At 67.9% G+C, this 18,831-nt stretch carries 17 protein-coding genes and 4 pseudogenes; 13 read left to right on the top strand and 8 right to left on the bottom strand.

What is annotated here, in order from left to right:
* Nucleotides 1–130 precede the first annotated feature (130 nt).
* The 6 genes from MQP27_RS20365 to MQP27_RS20340 all read left to right on the top strand — a co-directional run bounded on the left by MQP27_RS20365 (nucleotide 131) and on the right by MQP27_RS20340 (nucleotide 5,369).
* The gene (locus tag MQP27_RS20365) at nucleotides 131–943 is read left to right on the top strand and encodes an enoyl-CoA hydratase-related protein (RefSeq protein WP_242766715.1); all 813 of its coding nucleotides are present in this window, start codon (nucleotides 131–133) and stop codon (nucleotides 941–943) included.
* The gene (locus MQP27_RS20360) at nucleotides 940–1,980 is read left to right on the top strand and encodes a phosphotransferase family protein (RefSeq protein ID WP_242766714.1); all 1,041 of its coding nucleotides are present in this window, start codon (nucleotides 940–942) and stop codon (nucleotides 1,978–1,980) included. Before MQP27_RS20365 ends, MQP27_RS20360 begins: the two co-directional genes overlap by 4 nt.
* Nucleotides 1,981–1,986: 6 nt before the next feature.
* Nucleotides 1,987–2,652, top strand: a complete 666-nt coding sequence (locus tag MQP27_RS20355; protein WP_242766713.1) for a histidine phosphatase family protein — start codon at nucleotides 1,987–1,989, stop codon at nucleotides 2,650–2,652.
* Nucleotides 2,653–2,776: 124 nt separating this feature from the next.
* Nucleotides 2,777–3,532 (top strand): SDR family oxidoreductase, encoded by a 756-nt coding sequence (locus tag MQP27_RS20350; protein ID WP_242766712.1) that lies wholly within the window; start codon nucleotides 2,777–2,779, stop codon nucleotides 3,530–3,532.
* 29 nt (nucleotides 3,533–3,561) lie between these two features.
* Complete coding sequence (locus tag MQP27_RS20345; protein ID WP_242766711.1) at nucleotides 3,562–3,738, top strand: hypothetical protein; 177 nt, start codon at nucleotides 3,562–3,564, stop codon at nucleotides 3,736–3,738.
* Nucleotides 3,739–3,782: 44 nt separating this feature from the next.
* Nucleotides 3,783–5,369, top strand: coding sequence for a long-chain-fatty-acid--CoA ligase (locus MQP27_RS20340; RefSeq protein ID WP_242766710.1), 1,587 nt, complete (start codon nucleotides 3,783–3,785; stop codon nucleotides 5,367–5,369).
* A gap of 1,018 nt (nucleotides 5,370–6,387) precedes the next feature.
* Here MQP27_RS20340 and MQP27_RS20335 read toward each other — a convergent pair.
* Together MQP27_RS20335 and MQP27_RS20330 are read right to left on the bottom strand one after the other, a co-directional pair.
* Entirely contained in the window at nucleotides 6,388–7,767 is a 1,380-nt protein-coding gene (locus MQP27_RS20335; protein ID WP_242766709.1) for an ABC transporter substrate-binding protein, read from the bottom strand.
* 302 nt (nucleotides 7,768–8,069) lie between these two features.
* A complete protein-coding gene (locus MQP27_RS20330; protein ID WP_242766708.1) occupies nucleotides 8,070–8,663 on the bottom strand; it encodes a TetR/AcrR family transcriptional regulator in 594 nt (197 codons plus the stop codon).
* A gap of 103 nt (nucleotides 8,664–8,766) precedes the next feature.
* Here MQP27_RS20330 and MQP27_RS20325 point away from each other — a divergent pair, with 103 nt between their 5' ends.
* From MQP27_RS20325 to MQP27_RS20300, 6 genes are read left to right on the top strand one after another with little or no spacing between them, the layout of a single operon-like run.
* A complete protein-coding gene (locus MQP27_RS20325) occupies nucleotides 8,767–9,498 on the top strand; it encodes a hypothetical protein (RefSeq protein WP_242766707.1) in 732 nt (243 codons plus the stop codon).
* Nucleotides 9,495–10,250: a hypothetical protein gene (locus MQP27_RS20320; RefSeq protein WP_242766706.1), complete on the top strand. Its 756-nt coding sequence runs from the start codon at nucleotides 9,495–9,497 to the stop codon at nucleotides 10,248–10,250. The genes MQP27_RS20325 and MQP27_RS20320 overlap by 4 nt, the downstream gene beginning before the upstream one ends.
* 21 nt (nucleotides 10,251–10,271) lie before the next feature.
* On the top strand, nucleotides 10,272–10,886 hold the full coding sequence (locus MQP27_RS20315) for a cytochrome c oxidase subunit 3 family protein (protein WP_242766705.1): 615 nt from the start codon (nucleotides 10,272–10,274) through the stop codon (nucleotides 10,884–10,886).
* A 4-nt stretch (nucleotides 10,887–10,890) separates the two neighbouring features.
* On the top strand, nucleotides 10,891–11,166 hold the full coding sequence (locus MQP27_RS20310) for a cytochrome C oxidase subunit IV family protein (protein WP_242766704.1): 276 nt from the start codon (nucleotides 10,891–10,893) through the stop codon (nucleotides 11,164–11,166).
* A gap of 59 nt (nucleotides 11,167–11,225) precedes the next feature.
* Nucleotides 11,226–12,515, top strand: coding sequence for a cytochrome P450 (locus MQP27_RS20305; RefSeq protein ID WP_242766703.1), 1,290 nt, complete (start codon nucleotides 11,226–11,228; stop codon nucleotides 12,513–12,515).
* On the top strand, nucleotides 12,512–13,255 hold the full coding sequence (locus tag MQP27_RS20300) for an SDR family NAD(P)-dependent oxidoreductase (protein WP_242766702.1): 744 nt from the start codon (nucleotides 12,512–12,514) through the stop codon (nucleotides 13,253–13,255). The genes MQP27_RS20305 and MQP27_RS20300 overlap by 4 nt, the downstream gene beginning before the upstream one ends.
* A gap of 69 nt (nucleotides 13,256–13,324) precedes the next feature.
* On the opposite strand, the pseudogene MQP27_RS20295 reads toward MQP27_RS20300, so the two are convergent.
* Nucleotides 13,325–13,677 (bottom strand): annotated as a pseudogene (locus MQP27_RS20295) (transposase); the annotation flags it as partial.
* A 21-nt stretch (nucleotides 13,678–13,698) separates the two neighbouring features.
* Nucleotides 13,699–14,087: pseudogene (locus MQP27_RS20290) on the bottom strand (transposase family protein); the annotation flags it as partial.
* 741 nt (nucleotides 14,088–14,828) lie between these two features.
* On the opposite strand from MQP27_RS20290, the pseudogene MQP27_RS51005 reads away from it, so the two are divergent.
* Nucleotides 14,829–15,175, top strand: a pseudogene (locus MQP27_RS51005) (sigma-70 family RNA polymerase sigma factor); the annotation flags it as partial.
* Nucleotides 15,176–15,728: 553 nt separating this feature from the next.
* On the opposite strand, the gene MQP27_RS20280 reads toward MQP27_RS51005, so the two are convergent.
* The 4 genes and pseudogenes from MQP27_RS20280 to MQP27_RS20265 all read right to left on the bottom strand — a co-directional run bounded on the left by MQP27_RS20280 (nucleotide 15,729) and on the right by MQP27_RS20265 (nucleotide 18,652).
* Nucleotides 15,729–16,364 carry a group II intron maturase-specific domain-containing protein gene (locus MQP27_RS20280; protein WP_242766699.1) on the bottom strand — a complete coding sequence of 212 codons (636 nt, stop codon included), beginning with the start codon at nucleotides 16,362–16,364 and terminating at the stop codon, nucleotides 15,729–15,731.
* A 173-nt stretch (nucleotides 16,365–16,537) separates the two neighbouring features.
* A pseudogene (locus MQP27_RS20275) lies at nucleotides 16,538–17,083 on the bottom strand (reverse transcriptase/maturase family protein); the annotation flags it as partial.
* A 200-nt stretch (nucleotides 17,084–17,283) separates the two neighbouring features.
* Nucleotides 17,284–17,496: a reverse transcriptase N-terminal domain-containing protein gene (locus tag MQP27_RS20270; RefSeq protein WP_242766698.1), complete on the bottom strand. Its 213-nt coding sequence runs from the start codon at nucleotides 17,494–17,496 to the stop codon at nucleotides 17,284–17,286.
* A gap of 634 nt (nucleotides 17,497–18,130) precedes the next feature.
* Complete coding sequence (locus MQP27_RS20265) at nucleotides 18,131–18,652, bottom strand: hypothetical protein (RefSeq protein WP_242766696.1); 522 nt, start codon at nucleotides 18,650–18,652, stop codon at nucleotides 18,131–18,133.
* Nucleotides 18,653–18,831: the final 179 nt, after the last annotated feature.

Here is an 18,831-nt window from a genome sequence, read left to right as displayed (position 1 = left end):
ACCTTGAGGTCGCCTCGGTCGGCGTAGTGGCGCTGACCAATGTGAAACAAAATAGTGACGACACTGACGATAATGTTTCTCTCGTGCTACGTTCGGAACCGCCCGCCGAATCGCTCACGGAGGTGAAGGCATGCCCAAGGTCACCGACGACCTCGTGCTCGCCGAGCGCAGAGGTTCCGTCCTCGTGCTGACACTGAACCGCCCTGACCGGCTGAACGCGTGGACGGACGACCTGGAGCGGCGCTACTTCGAACTGCTCGACGAGGCCGAGGACGACCCGGAGGTCCGGGCCATCGTGGTGACCGGGGCGGGTCGCGGCTTCTGCTCGGGTGCCGACATGGAGGACCTGCACGGCGCGGCGACGGGGAAGGTGGACACCGAACGGCCGGAGAAACCGCGTCCGCGCATCTTCCCGACGACCGTCCGCAAGCCGCTGATCGCCGCGATCAACGGCCCGGCCGTCGGCCTCGGCCTGGTCGAGGCGCTGTACTGCGACTACCGCTTCGCGACCGCCGAGGCGAAACTGTCGACGGTGTTCGCCCGCCGCGGACTGGTCGCGGAGTACGGCATCGCCTGGATCCTGCCGCGCCTGATCGGGCCGAGCGCGGCCATGGACCTGCTGCTGTCGGGGCGTGTCATCCAGGGCGAGGAGGCGCTGCGCCTGCGGCTGGTCGACCGCATCAGCGAGCCCGGCCGTATCGTCGACGACGCGGTGGCGTACGCCGAGGAGCTCGCCGCACACAGCGCGCCGTGGTCGATGGCGACGATCAAGTCGCAGATCCAGGACGGCTACGGGCAGAGCCTGGACGAGGCCTACGGCGCCGCCCAGGAGCTGATGGTCGCCTCCTTCCGGCGCTCCGACGTCGAGGAAGGGGTGCGAAGTTTCATGGAACGGAGACTTCCGGCCTTCGAGCCGTTGGCGCCGAGGGGGCAGGACAAGTGAAGTCGCCGGACCTCGTCGGTATCGACGACATCGCGGTCGAGCGGTGGATCCTCGCACTGGGCCTGGAAGCGCGGGCGCCCCTGCGGTTCGAGCGGGTCGGCAACGGCCGCTCGAACCTGACCTACCTGGTCACGGACGCCGCGGGCACCCGGTGGGTCCTGCGCCGGCCGCCGGTCGGTCCCCTGCTGCCCTCCGCGCACGACGTCAAGCGTGAACACCGCATCCTGAGCGCGCTCGACCCGACCGCCGTCCCCACGCCGGGAGTCCTCGCCTTCACCGACGACCCGGACGTGACGGACGCGCCCCTGATGCTGATGACCTTCGTCGACGGAATGGTGGTCGACGAGGTGAGCGTCGCTCAGGCGCTGTCGCCGGAAGCGCGAGCACGTCTCGGCCTTACCCTTGCGCGCACGCTCGCGCGGGTGCACGAGGTCGACCTGAAAGAGACCGGCCTCGACACGCTCGCCTCGCACGGGCCGTACGCCGCCCGGCAGATCCGGCGCTGGCGCCGGCAGTGGGAGGGGTCCCGCACCAGAGAGGTTCCGGCGGTGGACGCGCTGGCCGACCGGCTGGAGGCGGCCGTACCCGAGCAGCGCGAGCTCACGCTGGTCCACGGCGACTACCACCTCCTGAACGTGATCGCCTCCGAGTCGGGCGACGAGATCCGCGCCGTCCTCGACTGGGAGCTGTGCACCCTCGGTGATCCGCTCGCCGACCTCGGCGCCCTCCTCGCCTACTGGCCGCGACCGGGCGACCTGGGCGAGGGCCCGTTCCCCGCCCCCCGCCTCCAGGGTTTCCCGACGCGTGCGGAGCTGGCCGGTTGCTACGCCGCCGAGACCGGCCGGGACATTTCCGCACTGCCGTTCTGGCACGCGCTCGGGCTCTGGAAGATCGCGATCATCGGCGAAGGCGTGCGGCGACGCGCGCTCGACACCGGGCGGGGCACCGGGCACGACGACCCGGACCTCCTCGCCACGGATCTTCTCCCGGGCCTGATCCGGCAGGCCGAACTCGTGGCCGACGAAGCGGGGTTGTGAGCGACCATGCTGCTCCGGGACAAGAGGAGCGTCCTGCTGCTGGTGCGGCACGGGCAGGCGATGTTCGGGACCGACGACTACGACCGCCTGTCGGCCCTCGGGCATGACCAGTCCCGTCGGCTCGGGACCGTACTCGCCGCACAGGGCGTCAAGCCGGAGGCCGTCCTCTCGGGCACGATGCGACGGCACCGGGAGACCGCCGCGGGCCTGCTCGCGGGCGCCGGCTGGGAACACGGCGTCGGGGTGGACCCGGCCTGGGACGAGTTCGACCGCCATGCCCTTCCCCGCGACGATCCGGACGGACCGTCGACCACCGACCCCCGGCGTTTCCAGGCGGCCCTCGAAACCGGCATGCGGCGATGGGCCGAGGGGGAGATCCGGCACGGCACCGGAGAGCCGTTCGCCGACTTCCGCGCCCGGACCGAGAACGCCGTACGGACCGCCGTGACCGATCCGTCGTCCGGCGGGCCGACGGTCGTCGTCACCAGTGCCGGGGTCATCGGCTGGATCGTCGCGGACCTCCTGGGCGGGGGAGTCGAACAGTGGATCCGCCTCAACAGGGTCTGCCTCAACGCGTCGGTGACCAAGATCGCGTTCGGGCGCAACGGGCCGTATCCCGTGTCCTTCAACGACCACGGCCACCTCGACCCGTCCGACGTCACCTTCCGCTGAGCGACCCGTCTCGACGGAATAATAACGTTCCATTGACTGCATCCTGACTTCAGTTATACGTTTGCCGTGTGAGGCCCCGCCCCGGCGCGGCCGCCACACGGAGCCCCTGGAAGGAACTCATGCGATGAACGAGTTGTTCGGCCTGCGCGGCAAGACCGCGGTGGTCACCGGTGGGTCGCGGGGCATCGGGCTGCACATCGCCCGCGGCCTGGTCGCCGCGGGTGTGGACGTCACCATCTCCGCCCGCAAGGCCGACGTCGTGGCGGCCGCCGCCGCCGAGCTCGGGTGCCGCGGCGTCGCCGCCGACCTGTCCACGCCCGAGGGCTGCCGCGCCCTCGCGGACAGCGTCACGGGGCCGCTGCACATCCTGGTGAACAACGCCGGCGCGACCGGCGCCGCTCCGCTGGAGGACTTCCCCGACGCCGAGTGGGACGAGATCATGCGGATCAATCTCGGGGGAGTCTTCCGGCTTACCCGCGATCTGCTCCCGCGGCTGCGCGAGGCGGCGGCGCCCGGCGACCCGGCGCGGGTGGTGAACATCGGCAGTGTCGACGGCTTCCGTCCGAAGGACCGGGAGAACTACGCGTACACGGCGTCCAAAGCGGGAGTCAACATGCTCACCCGGCACCTGGCCAAGCGCCTCGCGCCCGAACACATCACCGTCAACGGCATCGCCCCCGGCCCCTTCCCGACCCCCATGTCCGCCTGGGTGTTCGACGACCCGGAGATGCGGGCGCGTGTCGAGCGGTCGGTACCCCTGGGACGGGCCGGCACGCCCGAAGACCTCGTCGGCGCTACCACCTTCCTCTGCTCGCGTGCGGGGGCATACGTCACCGGGCACGTGCTCCCGCTGGACGGCGGGATCGTCGGCTGCCTCTGAACGTCCTTCGCCCTGCGAAGGAGGCCCTGATGAGCGAGCCCGATCCGCTGATCGATCGAAAGAGGAATCCGATGCTCATTCACGTCGACGGCGGGCGGCAGCGCTCCGAATCCGCCGCGCACCGCCGCTCACCCGGGCGGTTCGCCCCGGAGCGGTCCGACATCATGGACGCCGTCCCGGCGTCCATGGATTCGAGCGGGTGGTGAGGCCGGTGTCCGGAACGCCGATCCCGCGGCTGAACGGCCGCGGTATGACCATGTCCGATCAGCTGGCCCGGCATGCCCGGTCGCGCGGTGCGGAGGTCGCCCTCGTTCTCGGCGACGTGCGCCGCACCTACCGGGAGTGCGACGAGCGGGTGAGCCGGCTGGCCGACGCCCTGCGGGTACGGGGTGTCAAGTCCGGCGACCGGGTGGTGCTGTTCACCCTGAACGCGCTCGAGGCGATCGAGACCTACTTCGCGGTCGCGCGGCTGGGCGCGGTCTGCGTCCCGGCGAACTTCCGGCTGGCGGCCGACGAACTCGCCTATATGCTCGACGACAGTGGCGCGAGCGCGGTCGTCGTGCACGGGCCGCTCGTCGAGACCATGCGCACGGCCCGGGAGGCGATCGGCCACACCGGACCGTGTCTGGTGTACGGAGGAGTCCTGGACGACGCCGAGGGCGGCGGGGCCACCCAGGACCCCCAGGACGCCGAGGACTACGAACAGGCCCTGCTCGCCGCTTCCGCGGACCCCGGGGAAACCGAGGTCCAGGAGGACACGCCCGCGATCATCATGTACACCTCCGGCACCACCGGGCGGCCCAAGGGCGCCGTACTCACGCACCGCAACCTGGTGATGCACGCCTTCAGCGACGCCGTGAACCAGGGACTGGCCCCCGGTGACCGGGTGCTGCTGGTGGCGACGCCCCTGTTCCACATCGGGGCGCTGTCCAGCCTGCTGACCAACCTCCTGGTCGGCGGGCGCACCGTGGTCCTGCCCTCGGGGCGGTTCGACCCGGTGGCCGTGGTCGACGTTCTGGAAGCCGAACGTGTGTCGGCGTGCTTCCTGGTCCCCACCCAGTGGCAGGCCGTCTGCGGTCTGCCCGGGATCGGCCGGCGCGACCTCTCGGCCCTGCGGAACATCGGCTGGGGCGCGGCTCCGGCCACGACGACGTTCCTGCGCACGTTGATCGACACGTTTCCGCATGCCGACGTCACCACCACCTATGGGCAGACCGAATGCAGCGGGATGCTCACCCTGCTGCGTGGCGCGGACGCGCTGCGCAAGATCGGGTCCGTGGGCACTCCGGTGCCCAACGTCGAGGTCCGTGTGGTGGACGAGCGGATGAACGACGTGCCGTGCGGCGAGATCGGGGAGTTCGTCTACCGCGGCCCGATGGTGTCGGCGGGGTACTGGAACAAGCCCGAGGCCACCGCGGAGGTGTTCGCGGGGGGCTGGTTCCACTCCGGTGACCTGGTCCGCCAGGACGACGAAGGCTACTTCTACATCGTCGACCGCAAGAAGGACATGATCATCTCCGGTGGCGAGAACATCTACTGCGCCGAGGTCGAGGACGTCCTGGCCGCCCACCCCAAGGTCCGCGAGGCCGCGCTGATCGCGGTGCCCGACGAGAAGTGGGGCGAGACCCCGCTCGCGGTGGTCGCCGCCGCCACCGAGGACGACCCGCCCACACCCGCCGATCTCCTGGCGTGGTGCGCCGACCGGCTCGCCCGGTACAAGCATCCACGCCACATCGCCGTGGTGCCGCTCCTGCCCCGCAACCCGAGCGGAAAGGTCCTCAAGACCCTGCTGAGGTCCGACCGCGAGGCCGGACGGCTCGACATCCGGTCCCTCTGACGCGCCGGAACGCGTCCGGTCGGTCCGGCGCGGACACCGTACGCGAGTCGGCACATGGCCGTCGCTCCCGCCGCCTGCTGACGGCCATCGCCGACGAGAACGGTGACTGCAGCCGACGGAGGACCGGGGGACCGGCCCCGGGGTTCGACGGGTCGACGCCCATGCCCGTCCACCCGCCGTGGCACGGCACACCGTCGGGGTCGGCCGTACCGCGGACGACGCCGTCGGCTCGACCGGTGGCCGGGATTCCGCACGCGGTGGGCCTCACCGGCACGGGCACGGTGGGCGACAGGGCTGTCGGCCCGGCACGACCGCGCGTCCGCGCCGGGGCGGAACACCCGGCGGACTTGATCCTCGATCCGGCGGGAGAAGGCACATGAGCGCCCACGACAGTGGGTCGCCATCGTGACCGGCGCGGCACCGGTGCCGGTGCGGCCGGGCGGCTGGCAGAGGACGGCTTCGCCGTCGCCGTGCTGGACCGGCGAGGCCGCACACCCGCCACGGCGTGCCCGAGTCCCCAGTCCGCGTGTGGAGCTTCTCCAACTGCCGTGAGACGGAAGCTGATTCGTCGCTCTCGACACTGATTCCCGGCAGTTGCAACCTGCGTATCTGCGGACCGCCGTAGAACATGGAGAAGACCTGCGCGTTGTCGTGACCCTTGTGCAGCAGGTGGCCGAGGCCGGTGGCGGGGCGTTCGGGTGTGGCGGTGGTACGGAGCGTCGGGACGCCGTGGTCGCACCTCTGGGAGAAGAGCGGGCCGGGTGAACGTGCCGGTGGCGCGGCTGGTCCAGCTACGGCGAACCTGTACGGGGACGCTCTGGATTTTCCGCCGGGCCCGGCCGCCCTTCCCGTGGCGCCGGGGCGGGCTCCGGCACACCCGGAGACGAGCCGGGAGCCCGCACCACTCCTCCGCGCGGGGCGGTGCGTGTCCCGGCCCGCCTCCGGGACCGGACAGTCGCAGGCCTCCAAGCCCCGGCTGGATCGGCGTTCAGTGTGTGGTCGAGACGACCGGGACGACTCAGGTCACGTCGGCCATCGACTTGCCGACGTCCGCGAGGGTGGCCGGCTTGCCGTAGTCGCCCCGGTACTTGTAGGCGGAGGCGTCACAGCGGTAGGGGCCGTGGTCGGGATGGAAGTCGGCCGCCTTCCAGCCATTCGTGGTCGACTCGACGATGGAGTAGCACTTGGGCGGGACGTCGTTCTTGCTCAGGTCGGCCGGGGCCTGGAGCCCGCCGCCTGTCCACGCCTTCTGCTTGACGGCGTTGTCGTAGACGCACTTGCGGGTGAGGGTGGCGCAGTCGCGCGCGGAGGTGGCGAACAGCAGCCAGGCCGAGAAGGCGCGCAGCACCGGGTAGGTGACCTCCTTGTCGGGGGCGTACTTCTTGAAGAGATCGATGACCTCCTGGGTGGCTGGGCTGGCGGAAGCGCTTTCCAGGGGTGCGGTGGCGGACAGTTCCGCGTAGTTGTGCTGGTCGGCCAGGGCGGAGCCCGCGAGCTGGAGGAAGGCCGGGCCGTAGGCGTTGCTGTTGGCGTCGATCCAGTCGGGGGCGTAGCCGATGTTCGTCAGTGCCTGCTCCAGCTTGGCGAGGCTCACGAAGTCGCCGATGAAGGTCAGGCCCTTGACACCCTTCCTCTTGATGGTCTGGGCGTACGGGGTCCAGTCGGAGACGCCGATGGCCGGGTAGAGGTCGGTGTAGGAGACCTTGCCGCCGAGCCCGCCGACGGCCTCCTTGAACTGGGCGGAGTAGGTCTTGCTGACCGGGCTGTCGCCGGCGATGATGCCGACCTTGCGCGCCGAGTCCGGGTACTTGTCCTTGATCAGCCAGGTGTAGAAACCGGCGTAGGGGAAGTAGCCGACGCCCGCGCCGGTGGCCAGGGCCTGCAGGTCGGAGCCGACGGCCTGGGTGGACTGGGCCGCGAAGTCGGGCAGCAGGCACTTCAGGCGGTCCTTCACGCCCAGGCCGTCCAGCGCGCTGCCGCCGCCGACCAGGGCGAAGTCGGACCGGCAGGCGTCCAGTACGGCCTGGCGGACCTGCAGGAGCCCTGTGTCGTGGGTGACGGGGACGAGTTTGCGACCGTTGATGCCGCCGAGGTCGTTGCACCAGGAGGTGAACACCTGGGCGGCGTCGGGGAAGTCGGAGACCTTGGTGAAGCCGACGTCGGACAGGACACCGACCCGGATCTGTTGGTCGGTGACGCCCTGGACGGTCGAGGGCTTGGCGGTGCCGGGCCCGCACACGTCCTTCAGCGTGCCGAAGTCGGCCGACGTCCGGGCCGAGGAGCCCGCCGCCGGGGACCCGCTCGCGTCCGTGACGTCGTCACCTCCCGAATCGGAGTGGCCGGAGCATCCGGCCAGCAGCACGACCAGGGTGACCGTGCCGATGAGAAGCCTGCGCAAGGTGCCTCCTCGGGGAGCTCGGACGCCGTCGTCCGATGAGGTGGGGGGATGCGGATCCGGAGGGGGGATGGGGGAGCGGATCCGGAGGTGGCGGATCAGGGGGTGTGTACCGGCGCTCGCGTCGAGGACAGGAGCGTGGTCCGGTGCCAGCGGCAGATCGGATAGCCGATCGGCTATCCATGACGTCCGAACGGAAAGTACATTCTCTGTATGAGCAAATCAAGCACTCAGACTGGAGAACGTCACATTCGCCCGAGGGCGGGGACGCAGACAGGGGCGGACATCGCGGCGAGGCGGTCGCCTCAGGCCACCCCGGGGACGTCGAAGAGGCGCCGCGCGGCGTGGAGGAGCTCCCGGCGCAGGGTCTCGTCGTCGAGGCCGGCCACCAGGGGGTGGACGACGGTCGCGCCGATCGTGGCGCCCATCATCGCCATGCGGACCTTCGACCCGTTGCCCATGTCGTCCAGGAGGAGCCCGTACACCCGGTCCATCACATGCATCAGCGGCGCGTGCGCGGTCAGCAGCCGCACCATCACCGGGTCGTTCTGCAGCGCCCGCACCCACCGGCGGCGCCCGACCGCCACGTCGATCACCCGCCGCAGGAGCATCTCCCGCGCGCGCTCCCGGGAAGGCTCCGCCTCGGCCTCCTCCAGCGCGGCCTCCAGTTGCGCGAACTCCGTCTCCGCGACCGCGAGCACGATCTCGTTCTTGGTCTTGAACTGGTGGTAGACGGCCGCCTTCGTCACGCCGAGGGCGTCGGCGATCATCTGCAGCGAGGTGCCGCTGACGCCGTGATCGGCGAACAGGCCGAGAGCCGCGGAGAGGATCCGGGCCTGCGCGGGGCTGCGGTGGATCGACTGCAGTCGCAGAACGGGTTCGGCGGGGTTGGCAACCATGCGGAAAGAGTAGTCGCCCGCCGTCTTGCCTTTCCTAGCCGATCGGCTACCCTCATCGCCTAGCCGATCGGCTACCCCCCCCACGATGGGAGGCCATCCGGGCATGAAACCGACCGCGCAATCGATAAGCCTGTGGCTGACGCTCGTCTTCGGCGCTGTGCTGCTGGTGGCGTTCGTGCTGTTCCCCGGCTTCTTCCCGCCCATGGCACCGGGGATGACGGCGCGAGAGGTCGCCGCCTTCTACGACCAGCACACCACGATGATCCGCCTCAGCATGATCACCTTCAACTTCTGCGGCATCATGCTGATGCCCTTCTTCATGGTGATCGTCCACCAGATGAAGCGGATGGCGACGCCGAGCCAGGTGTTCGCCTACTGCTACCTCAGCGCGGCGGTGAGCGGAGCGACGCTGTTCGCGATCGCGGACCTGTTCTGGCTGGTCGCGGCGTTCCGGCCGGAACGCGACCCGCAGCTCACCCTGTTGCTGAACGACCTCGCGTGGATCACCTTCACTGCACCGGTGGGCATGATCATCGCGCAGAACCTCTGCCTGGCCCTGGCGATCCTGCTCGATGTGAACCCCCGGCCGGTCTTCCCCCGCTGGGTCGCGTACTTCAGCCTGCTCACCGCCGCCGCGATGGCTCCGGCCGCCTGTGCGGCCATCGTGCGGACGGGACCGCTGGCGTGGAACGGTGTCGTGTCCTTCTGGCTCCGGGTCGGCGCCTACGGGGCGTTCGTCGTGGTGATGTTCTTCGTCCTGCGGCCCGTGATCAGGCGGCAGGAGGCCGAGCAGGCCGTCGCGCCCAGCGCCCTGGCGGAAGGGACGCCGGCGTGACGAGCACCGCAGGGTCCGAGGCGTCCGTCCGCGAGCGCGCGTCCATGCGGGACCGGGGCAAGCGCGATCTGTGGATCTGCTGGTGGGTCTTCCCGGTCTTCTACACGCTGTTCGGCGTGATCTTCGTGCCACTCACCCGGGTGATGCCACCGCCGAGACCGGATGTGACGGCCGATCAGATCACCGCGTTCTTCGACGCCCACTCGCTGACCATCAAGATCGGCTTCGGTCTGCTGATGGTCGTGATCGGCGGCGGGAGCATCGCCAACGGCCTGGTCGCCCACCAGATGAAGCGGATGTCGATCAGTCCGGTGTTCGCCTACGGCTATATCGCGACACTCGCCGTCGGCGGGATTCCAGGCTGCCTCTTCGCGGGGCTCGCCTTTCTGACGGCCACATTCCGACCGGACCGCGATCCGCAGCTCATCGCCCTGCTGTACGACATCGCCCTGCTCAGCTTCATCGGGTCGCTGGGCTGCTTCGCCACCCAGTACCTCATTTTCGCCCTGGCGATCTTCCTGGACCGCAACAGGATTCTCCCGAACTGGATGGCCTATGTGTCCATCTGGCAGGTCGTCACCGAACTGATGGCAGCACCCGTGTTCATCTTCAGGACAGGGCCCTTCGCCTGGAACGGCGCCATCAGCTTCTACGAGGGCACCGCGATCTTCGGCGTCTACATCGCATGCCTGATCGCCCTGCTCCGCAAGGCGATCGAGCGACAGCCAGCTGATGAACGGGTCCCGGACTGACCGAGCATTCGAGAGGCGGAAATGACGCACGAACCGAAACTGGAACCGCGCCGAAGGGCCGCCGTGAAGAGCGGCACGCCACCTCCCGGATGCTATCTGTCGGGCGATACGGGCATGTGGGTCTTCGTTCTCGGGGACCTGGTGATCTTCGGAGTCTATTTCATCGTCTTCATGGTCCTTCGCGCCGGCGATCCGCGCTCTTTCCTGTCCTCGCAACGCCATCTCGACCTGACCATGGGAGCCCTCAACACCCTTGTACTGCTCACGAGTTCATGGCTCGTGGCCCTGGCGGTCCAGTCGGTACGAACCGGTGAGATCCGGCGCGCCACGGGACTCGTGTACGGCGCGGGCGGCTGCGGACTGCTGTTCCTGCTCATCAAGGCGGAGGAATGGCACACCATGATCGGCCACGGTTTCACCCTGACCCACAACGATTTCTTCATGTTCTACTACATGCTCACCGGTGCGCATCTGCTGCACGTCCTGATCGGAATACTCGTTCTCGCACTCTTCCGCGGCGAGATTCGCGATCCGCGCCTGCGCCGCATGTCGGTCGTCGAAGCGACGGCCACCTACTGGCACATGGTGGATCTGCTGTGGGTCGTCATATTCGCACTGCTCTACGTGATGAGGTGAGGTGATGCGGTCGATCGCTCGGGCACGTGTCACCCAGGTATGGATTTTTCTCTCCAGCATCACCGTGGGGTCCTGGATGCTCGGCGCCACACACGAAGGTTCTGGCATCGCCCCGAATGCGGCGGTCACCGCCGGGATTCTCGCCCTGGCCGCCATCAAGGTCCGCTGCATCATCCATTACTTCATGGAGGTCCGGACTGCTCCGGAATGGCTCCGCGTTTTCACCGACTACTGGCTGCAGGTCCTGATGTCGGCGATTCTCCTGATCTACCTGTACTGACAGGCGCCAACACACCGCGTTCTTCCCCTCCTCCCTTCCCCCGCACAAGAGAGGTCCATATGTCCGCCCGCGAAGATGTCGACTTCTTCAGCGAAGCGTCACTCATCGAGAACCCGTATCCCTACTTCGACGATCTGCGCTCGACCTGTCCGGTGCTGCCGTTGCCGCATCTCGGCGTGGTGGCCGTGACGGGTTACGACGCTGCAACCGAGGTCTACCGCGACCCCGCCACCTTCTCGTCGTGCAACTCGGTGGTGGGTCCGTTCGCGGAGTTCCCGGTTCCGCTGGAGGGCGACGACATCGGCGAGATCGTCGACCGCCACCGTGGCCAGCTGCCGATGCACGAGCACATGGTCACCATGGATCCCCCCGCGCACACCCGGGAACGCGCGCTGCTCATGAAGCTCATCACGCCCAAGCGGCTCAAGGAGAACGAGGAGTTCATCCGGCGCCTGGCCGAACGGCAGGTGGACGGTTTCATCGCCGCGGGGCGGTGCGAGTTCGTCCGTGACTACGCGCAGCCGTTCGCCCTGATAGTCGTCGCGGACCTGCTCGGGGTGCCCGAGACCGACCACGACCGGTTCCGCGAGAGGTTCGGGCTCACGGCGGCGCCGGGTGCCATCACCGGCGAGCAGGTCGGCGACGGCGGTGACCTCAACGCGCTGTCCTGGCTGGACGAATGGTTCGCACGGTACGTCGAGGACCGGCGGCGGCAGCCGCAGCGGGACGTCCTCACCGACCTCGCGCTCGCGACGTACCCGGACGGGGGCACCCCCGAGGTGGCCGAGGTCGTGCGCAGCGCGACGTTCCTGTTCGCCGCCGGCCAGGAGACCACGGCCCGGCTGCTCGCCGCCGCGCTGAAGTACCTCGCGGAGCATCCCGGGAGCCAGGACGAACTACGGGAACATCCCGAGCGCATACCGGACTTCGTCGAGGAGACACTGCGCCTGGAGAGTCCGGTGAAGACCGACTTCCGGCTGGCCCTGCGCTCCACCACGGTCGCCGGTGTCGAGGTGAAGGCCGGCACTCCGGTCATGCTCCTGAACGGCGCCGCCAACCGCGACCCCGAACACTTCCCGTGCCCCGCCGAGTTGCGCACGGACCGGCCGAACCTGCGCACCCACATCGCCTTCGGCCGGGGCGTCCACTCCTGCCCCGGCAGTCCGCTGGCCCGCGTCGAGGCACGTGTGAGCATCGAGCGCATCCTCGACCGGACCCGGGACATCCGGCTCTCCCCCGAACATCACGGCCCCGCGGAAGCCCGGCGGTTCGACTACGAACCCACCTGGATGCTCCGCGGCCTCAGCAAACTGCACCTGGAGTTCACGCCGATGGGAGCCGGTTCATGAGCCGCGTAGCCGTCATCACCGGAGGAGCCTCGGGGATCGGGCTCGGCATCGCCCACCGGTTCGCCCTCGACGGCCACCATGTCGCGCTCCTGGACGTCGACATCGAAGCCGCCGAATCGGCCACCGCCGAGATCCGCAACGCGGGCTGCAAGGCCCTGGCCGTCGAGGTCGACGTCGTGGACCGGCAGTCGGTCGCCGCTGCCTTCGACGACGTACGGACCATTCTGGGGCCGGTCGGGATCCTCGTCACCAGCGCGGGCGTCGAGAAGTTCGCCCCCCTGTGCAAGATCGAGCCGGAGGAGTGGGACCGGCTTCTGGCGGTCAACCTCACCGGTACGTTCACCTGCGTCCAGGCAGCCGTGCCCGACATGGTCGCCGCCGGGTGGGGCCGCATCGTGACGATCTCGTCGTCGAGCGCGCAGTCGGGCGCCCCGAACATGGCGCACTACGCCGCGTCCAAGGGCGGGGTCATCGCGCTGACCAAGGCGCTGGCCGTCGAATTCGCGCGCCAGGGCATCACCGTCAACACCATCCCGCCCAGCCTGGTGGACACCCCCATGGCCCGCCAGGCCGAGGCCGCCGGCGACTTCCCGGGCATCGACGTGATCGGCCCCATGATCCCGCTCGGCCGGGCCGGCGTTCCCGCGGACATCGCAGCCGCCTGCTCGTTCCTCTGCTCCGAGGGCGGCGGCTACATCACGGGCCAAGTGATCGGCGTCAACGGCGGAATGTACATCTGACCCCGCCACCGGGCTGTCGTCCGTCCGTGCTCCCGCCGCTCCGCCGCGGGGATGCCTCTATGTCTTTCGTCAAGCGAGGCGTGGGGTTCTGGGTTCGTAGAAGGTGCCATCGCGGAGCATCGCGAAGAGCACGTTGATCCGCTGGCGGGCCAGGCGGAGAAGTGCCTGGGTGTGGGTCCTTCCTCGGGTTCGGCATCGGTCGTAGTAGGTGCGGGAGGCGGGGACGTGCAGGGCGGCGAACGCGGACGGGAACATCGCGCGTTTAGCTGTCGGTTGCCGCCTCTGGGCACGTGTTCGCCGTGGATCGAGGTCCCCGACGACTTGGTCGTAGGGGCGAGGCCGACGTAGGAGGCGAGGTGGACGGCGGTGGGGAAGCTGGTGCCGTCGCCGACGGTGACCAGCAAGGTGGCGGCTGTCCTGAGAGGTCGTTTTCTCCCGTTGTTTCATCCCGGAATCGGCGGTCTATGGAGTTCTGCGGGGTAGCGCCAGGAGACGGTGGTCTCGCCGGTGAGGCGGCGGGCCATCAAGTCGGTCATGGCTAGGAGGATCATGGCTTCGGAGCGGTGCGGATGGGTCTCGTAGTCACGGGCCAAGCGCCGGTGCAGCATGAGCCAGCCGTAGATCCCCTCCACTGCCCACCGCTTCGGGACCGGGGTGAATCCCCTTGTCCCGGGGGTGTGTTGGACGATTTCGAGTCGATGCCGAGGGCGGCGGCGGGCTCGACGAAGTGCTTGCGGTAGCCGCCGTCGACCCAGACCTTGCGCAAGCTGGGATGGTGGACGGCGGCCTGTTCGAGCAGGGTGCGGCCGGCGGTGGAGTCCTGGACGCCGGCCGGCGCGTCTTCCTCCCGCATCAGGGCGACCAGCTCCGAAGTGCTGACCGGCCGTCCTTCACGAGCGAGGAGGAGGGCGAGCGGAAAGGCCCGCCGCGGCGGCCCCACCTGCATTTCGGCGCCGTCGCGCCAGGGCGGCAACGGGCCGAGGATCTCCAGACGCAGGGGCAGGCCGTCGTCCGGCCGAGCCTGTTCACCGGACGGGGCGCGACGCGTTGACTCAGCCACGCTCATGGCCTGCACCTCAAGGCTGCTCCGACGTGCACGGTGGAGCGAACACTTTTGCTGCTCGAGGTACTGGCGGGCGCTTCCCAATGGTGCTGCGGCGCACGAAGCGGAGAAACGCGAGGGCGACCACGGGCGCCCGTGCAGGATCTCTGAGACGACATGGTAGGCCGCTACCTCGATCAGTTCGGGAAGTCGGCCGTCGATCGTCGTGTCCACTTCTGCTCAGGCTGCCCGGCGAGCGTCGTCAGTCGTGCCCCCACTCAGGTCAGCAGGGCCACCGGTAGCGGGGATTACCACCCCGCGCCCTCATGACGACAGCGCGCTCCTGCTCGTCCACCTCACCAGCGCGGCCCGCCCGTAGCCGTCCGCGGAGGCCGGCAGCAGACGGACCACCCTGCGCGTACGACGTGACGTCCTTCCTCGCCACCAGCGATTTCGTCATCTCTGCAACCAATCCGCCGCCCCGGACGGAACGGATTACGCCTGGACATGTCCCGACCGCGGAGGCTCCCTGTGAAAGAAGCAGTACATATCGGAAGAAATCCACCGAGCCTGACCTTCAGGAGCTGGTCAACCGTGTGGTGCTGGGCGATGAGGAGGCGTTCGCGGGGGTCTACGACGCCGTGGCAAGCGGGGTGTTCGGAGTTGTGCGCGCCGTTGTCAGGGATCAGGCGCAGTCGGAGGAGGTGGCACAGGAGGTGCTGGTGGAGGTGGAGGCCGCGGCGGCCCGGGACCACAAGGCCGCCCTGCTGGACCGGATGCCGGAGTACGACGAGGTCGCCGAACATGTCGAGACGCGGCTGGAGCGGGAGCAGGTGCGGCGCTGTCTGCGCACACTGACCGAGATCCAGCGTCAGTCGGCGGTGGCGGGTCCATGCGCGGTCTGTGGCCGCACTGCGACAACCGTGCGGGCGGGGTCAGAGAGCGGCCTGGTTCAATGGGACGGGCGGGTGCTCGCGGCGCAGCGCCTCGGCCAGGCCGCGCCGGGACAGGACGACCTCGATGCCGTGGTGATCGCTGATGCCGGTGGTGTCGAGGACGTTGACGGCCAGTACGGCGCGCACGATCCGGCGGTCCGTGAAGACCATGTCGATGCGGCGCGGTCCGCCCTGGTGGGGCTTCGCATGGCCTGCGGTCGCGTCGAGGGCGCCGGGCTGGCCGAGGGTGTGAGCGGCATAGCGCGCGACGTCGTGCAGGCCGCTGGTCAGCATGGCCGCGTGCAGGTAGGTGCAGCTGGCGCGGGATCCGTCGGGGCGGCGATTGGTCCGGTGGTGGATGTGTGCCCGGTCGGTGACAGTCGACCAGTCGATGGGCGGGATGCGTTCCCCGTCCGCGAGCGGGTCGGGTAGGCGGGGTGCATTACTGCATCCCGCCCCCCTCAGAACCGCGCAAGCGCCTTTCGACGCACGCGGCTCAGGCGGACTTGTGGCCAGCATGGCGTATTCCTTTCCGGTAGTCGCCGGCATGAATCTGCCGGTGACATTGCGTGTGAATCGCTTCCAGGTTGTCAGGACGGTTATCGCCGCCCTGACTCCGGTAGACCGTGTGATGGACGTTGATTCCACGTAGGTTCGCTGTGAACCACCTGGCCCAGTCCCTCACGTCGTCGGGGTCGTATTCCGCCCCTTCGATTAGGTCTTGTCCGCACCTCGTGCAGAGCCCCTTCTGGCGGGCTGCCAGCGAGAGAATCCGTTTGGATTCCGTTTGCGGCATCCGCTTCCGGCGGCGGTGCGCCCAGTACTCTTCTAGTGCCGGATCGTCCGGGGAGTTCTCCCCGGCGACCAAGACATGACGCTCGATCCGGGTCCATGCGAACTTCTGTAGGTACCTATCCGGAGAGCCAAATACCCACTTGTCCGTACGGCCCGGCGCGAACATCCCCCAGTACCGTTTCCGAATCCACCCGAGGGTTTTATTGGAGTGCGACCTGCGCGTCCAGCTTTGCAGGGCGTGGTACATGAAGTAGTCGAGCGAGCTGAACACTTCCGAAGACACCACGTGACGGTAGTAGGTGGACCAGCCGCGCACGTAAGGGTTGAGTGTCGCCACCAGTCTTTCAACTGGGCTCCCCTTCCCTTTCGGATTGTGGTTCTGATCCGTTCCTTTGCCCGTTCGATGGCTTCTCTGCTCGGCTTGATGAGGGTTTTCCCGCCGTATCGACGCACGTTGAATCCCAGAAAGTCAAACCCGTTGTCGACATGGACTACGCGGGTCTTCTCGCTGTTGAACGCGAGACCTCTGGGCTCAAGCCATGCGGCCAATTCCGCACGGAGGGAGTGCGCTTGTTCCTTCGAGGTGCACATCACCACGAGGTCGTCGGCGTACCTCACCAGTGCGGGCGGCACCGGGGCGCCCTTCCGGCCCTTGAACGGCCGGTTGGCCCCGATGGCGTCCCCCATTCCGTGAAGGGCCACATTTAGCAACAGCGGCGAAATGACACCACCTTGTGGAGTGCCATCTACTGCATGAGCGAATGTGGTTCCTTCCATTACGCCAGCCTTCAACCACCCGAGTATCTGTCTCCGACCGGGAAACAGGCCGATCGAATCCATGAGGTGTTGATGGCTGATGCGATCGAAGGCGGCCGCAAGGTCTGCATCGAGAACCCATACCTTGCGAGCTGCCCTGTTCCCGATTTGCTTAAAGATCATCTCGATCGCATCGTGAGTTGAGCGCCCGGGTCGGAACCCATAGCTCCGTCCCTCGAACTTGGCTTCCCATTCCGGCTCAAGAGCGTTCTTGACCCTGGCTTGGTTAGCTCGGTCCATCAGGACGGGGATTCCGAGCGGGCGCGTCTTCCCGTTGGCTTTCGGAATAAGCACACGCTTGACGGGCTTCGCAGAGATATTCGGCCTGGTGAGTATGTCTCTCGCCATCCGACCTCTTGCGGACGGGGTGAGTGCTGTCACGCCGTCAATGCCCGCTGTTTTCTTACTGGTGCTGATCTGAGATACCCGCTTCACACTGGTCAGGGTGTGTTGGCACGGGACCGCATCATCAGCTTCTGAAGGTTGCGAACACTCTTGTGATCGCCTTGCCTGCTGGCCCTGTAGATTCGTTGACGCAGTCGCCGTACGTGATCCTCTTCCGTGCGCCAGTCGACAGTCGACCAGAACTCGGCATCGGTTGTCACGTCCTCGGTTCCGTTCGCGGAGGGCCCGGCGCCCAGTTTTTCGGTCATCGTTCCTTCCTCGTCTAACTTGTGCCTCGGTTATGGCTTTTGGCGTTTCGCTTCTACATGGTCTACCTGCTCCATGTCAGCCCCCTTTCGGGTCCGGGCACAGGCCCGGTATCCGCCGGGTGATAGACAGCTGGGTGAGTCCAGTTCGCCTGTCGTTTCCCCTGGGCTTTCGCCCTAGCGGCCTTCGCTTCTTGGAGCATCCTGTTCCCGCACAGGGGTTGGGCCTTCGTTACCTCCGGCTTACCGGGAGACCAGTCCCGGACCCATACGGGGTTTCCGTGTTCCACATTCCACAGATGCGATAGGGGTGGGTGCCCTCTCTGAGCCGAACCTGCGGTGACCTACTTCCCGGCAAATACCGACCGGGAGTCGCATGGGCCTTCTCAAGCCCCAGGTTTCTACCCGCCGCTTACTGTCCACTGTCGCGGGTTATGCATAACGACTCTTTACTACGAGGATTCACTTTCGTTCACCCGTCCCATCTTCGGCTCGCCTGTAGCTCCCGGTGGACCCGTTCGCCCTTGGACTTTTCACCTCGGCTTAGCACCTTCTGGTTACCCGGAACGCACCTGAGGCTGCCGACCGACTTCAGGTCACAAGCCGGGGGCATCGCTCTCACGCAGATGTCCCACTGTCAGAATGCGACCTCACGTCGCACGTACTCATTGCAATCGCCTCCGCCGATGAAACCTCCGCGCCCCTCCATCCGGTCGATCAGCTCCGTGATCTCGTCGGCTTCGCGCTCACGGCCTCGGGGACTGTTGAACGCCGCGTGCCACGACATCAGCATCAGTTCGGATTGGGGTGCGTCGGCGAAGCGGGCCGACACGACGGTTGGCGGAGTGCGCCAGAACATGGGGTTGTACGGCCTGCGCTCGGCGACCGGGAAGGTCTCCGGCCGGATGAACAGGGCGGTCGGGTTGTGGCCGGCGCCGTTGGGCGAGAGGAAGCCTCTCATCCCCAGTAGTTTCTCTGCGGCCTTCAGCCGCCGGTTGTCGGCCAGGTGGCTGTACTTGGCCTCCTGTCGTAGAACGAGGTCGGCCTCCAGAGGCTTAAGAATATGGTGGTGGGCGTCCAGCCAGCGCTGCGGCAAGGTCCCGTCGGGGTTGTCCTCGCCTCCGTCCCGCTCCAGATTCAGACACACGATCGTGACCACGTCGTCACCGTGGGTCCTGCTTCGCACGGCTTGTCTCCTCAGCGTTGTGATGGGGTGGGGCGGGCTGGGTGCGCCCGATGATCGGACCGTGTCCGCCTTGGCGCGGCGGGACCAGTTGGGCTGCGGTGCGCCACGGGGGTGCCATGGGCGGCTCGGCTACTACGCGGTGTGTGCAGCGG

Source organism: Streptomyces cylindrosporus, assembly GCF_022698165.1.
GTDB lineage: Bacteria > Actinomycetota > Actinomycetes > Streptomycetales > Streptomycetaceae > Streptomyces > Streptomyces cylindrosporus.
The sequence above is the reverse complement of the archived record's forward strand: the minus strand, read 5'-3'. Positions and strand labels throughout refer to the sequence as shown.

Coding starts and splice junctions, on each gene's coding strand:
- MQP27_RS20365 (WP_242766715.1), top strand. CDS start 131: ATGCCCAAGGTCACCGACGACCTCGTGCTCGCCGAGCGCAGAGGTTCC.
- MQP27_RS20355 (WP_242766713.1), top strand. CDS start 1,987: ATGCTGCTCCGGGACAAGAGGAGCGTCCTGCTGCTGGTGCGGCACGGG.
- MQP27_RS20350 (WP_242766712.1), top strand. CDS start 2,777: ATGAACGAGTTGTTCGGCCTGCGCGGCAAGACCGCGGTGGTCACCGGT.
- MQP27_RS20345 (WP_242766711.1), top strand. CDS start 3,562: ATGAGCGAGCCCGATCCGCTGATCGATCGAAAGAGGAATCCGATGCTC.
- MQP27_RS20340 (WP_242766710.1), top strand. CDS start 3,783: ATGACCATGTCCGATCAGCTGGCCCGGCATGCCCGGTCGCGCGGTGCG.
- MQP27_RS20330 (WP_242766708.1), bottom strand. CDS start 8,663: ATGGTTGCCAACCCCGCCGAACCCGTTCTGCGACTGCAGTCGATCCAC.
- MQP27_RS20325 (WP_242766707.1), top strand. CDS start 8,767: ATGAAACCGACCGCGCAATCGATAAGCCTGTGGCTGACGCTCGTCTTC.
- MQP27_RS20315 (WP_242766705.1), top strand. CDS start 10,272: ATGACGCACGAACCGAAACTGGAACCGCGCCGAAGGGCCGCCGTGAAG.
- MQP27_RS20310 (WP_242766704.1), top strand. CDS start 10,891: ATGCGGTCGATCGCTCGGGCACGTGTCACCCAGGTATGGATTTTTCTC.
- MQP27_RS20305 (WP_242766703.1), top strand. CDS start 11,226: ATGTCCGCCCGCGAAGATGTCGACTTCTTCAGCGAAGCGTCACTCATC.
- MQP27_RS20300 (WP_242766702.1), top strand. CDS start 12,512: ATGAGCCGCGTAGCCGTCATCACCGGAGGAGCCTCGGGGATCGGGCTC.
- MQP27_RS20270 (WP_242766698.1), bottom strand. CDS start 17,496: ATGACCGAAAAACTGGGCGCCGGGCCCTCCGCGAACGGAACCGAGGAC.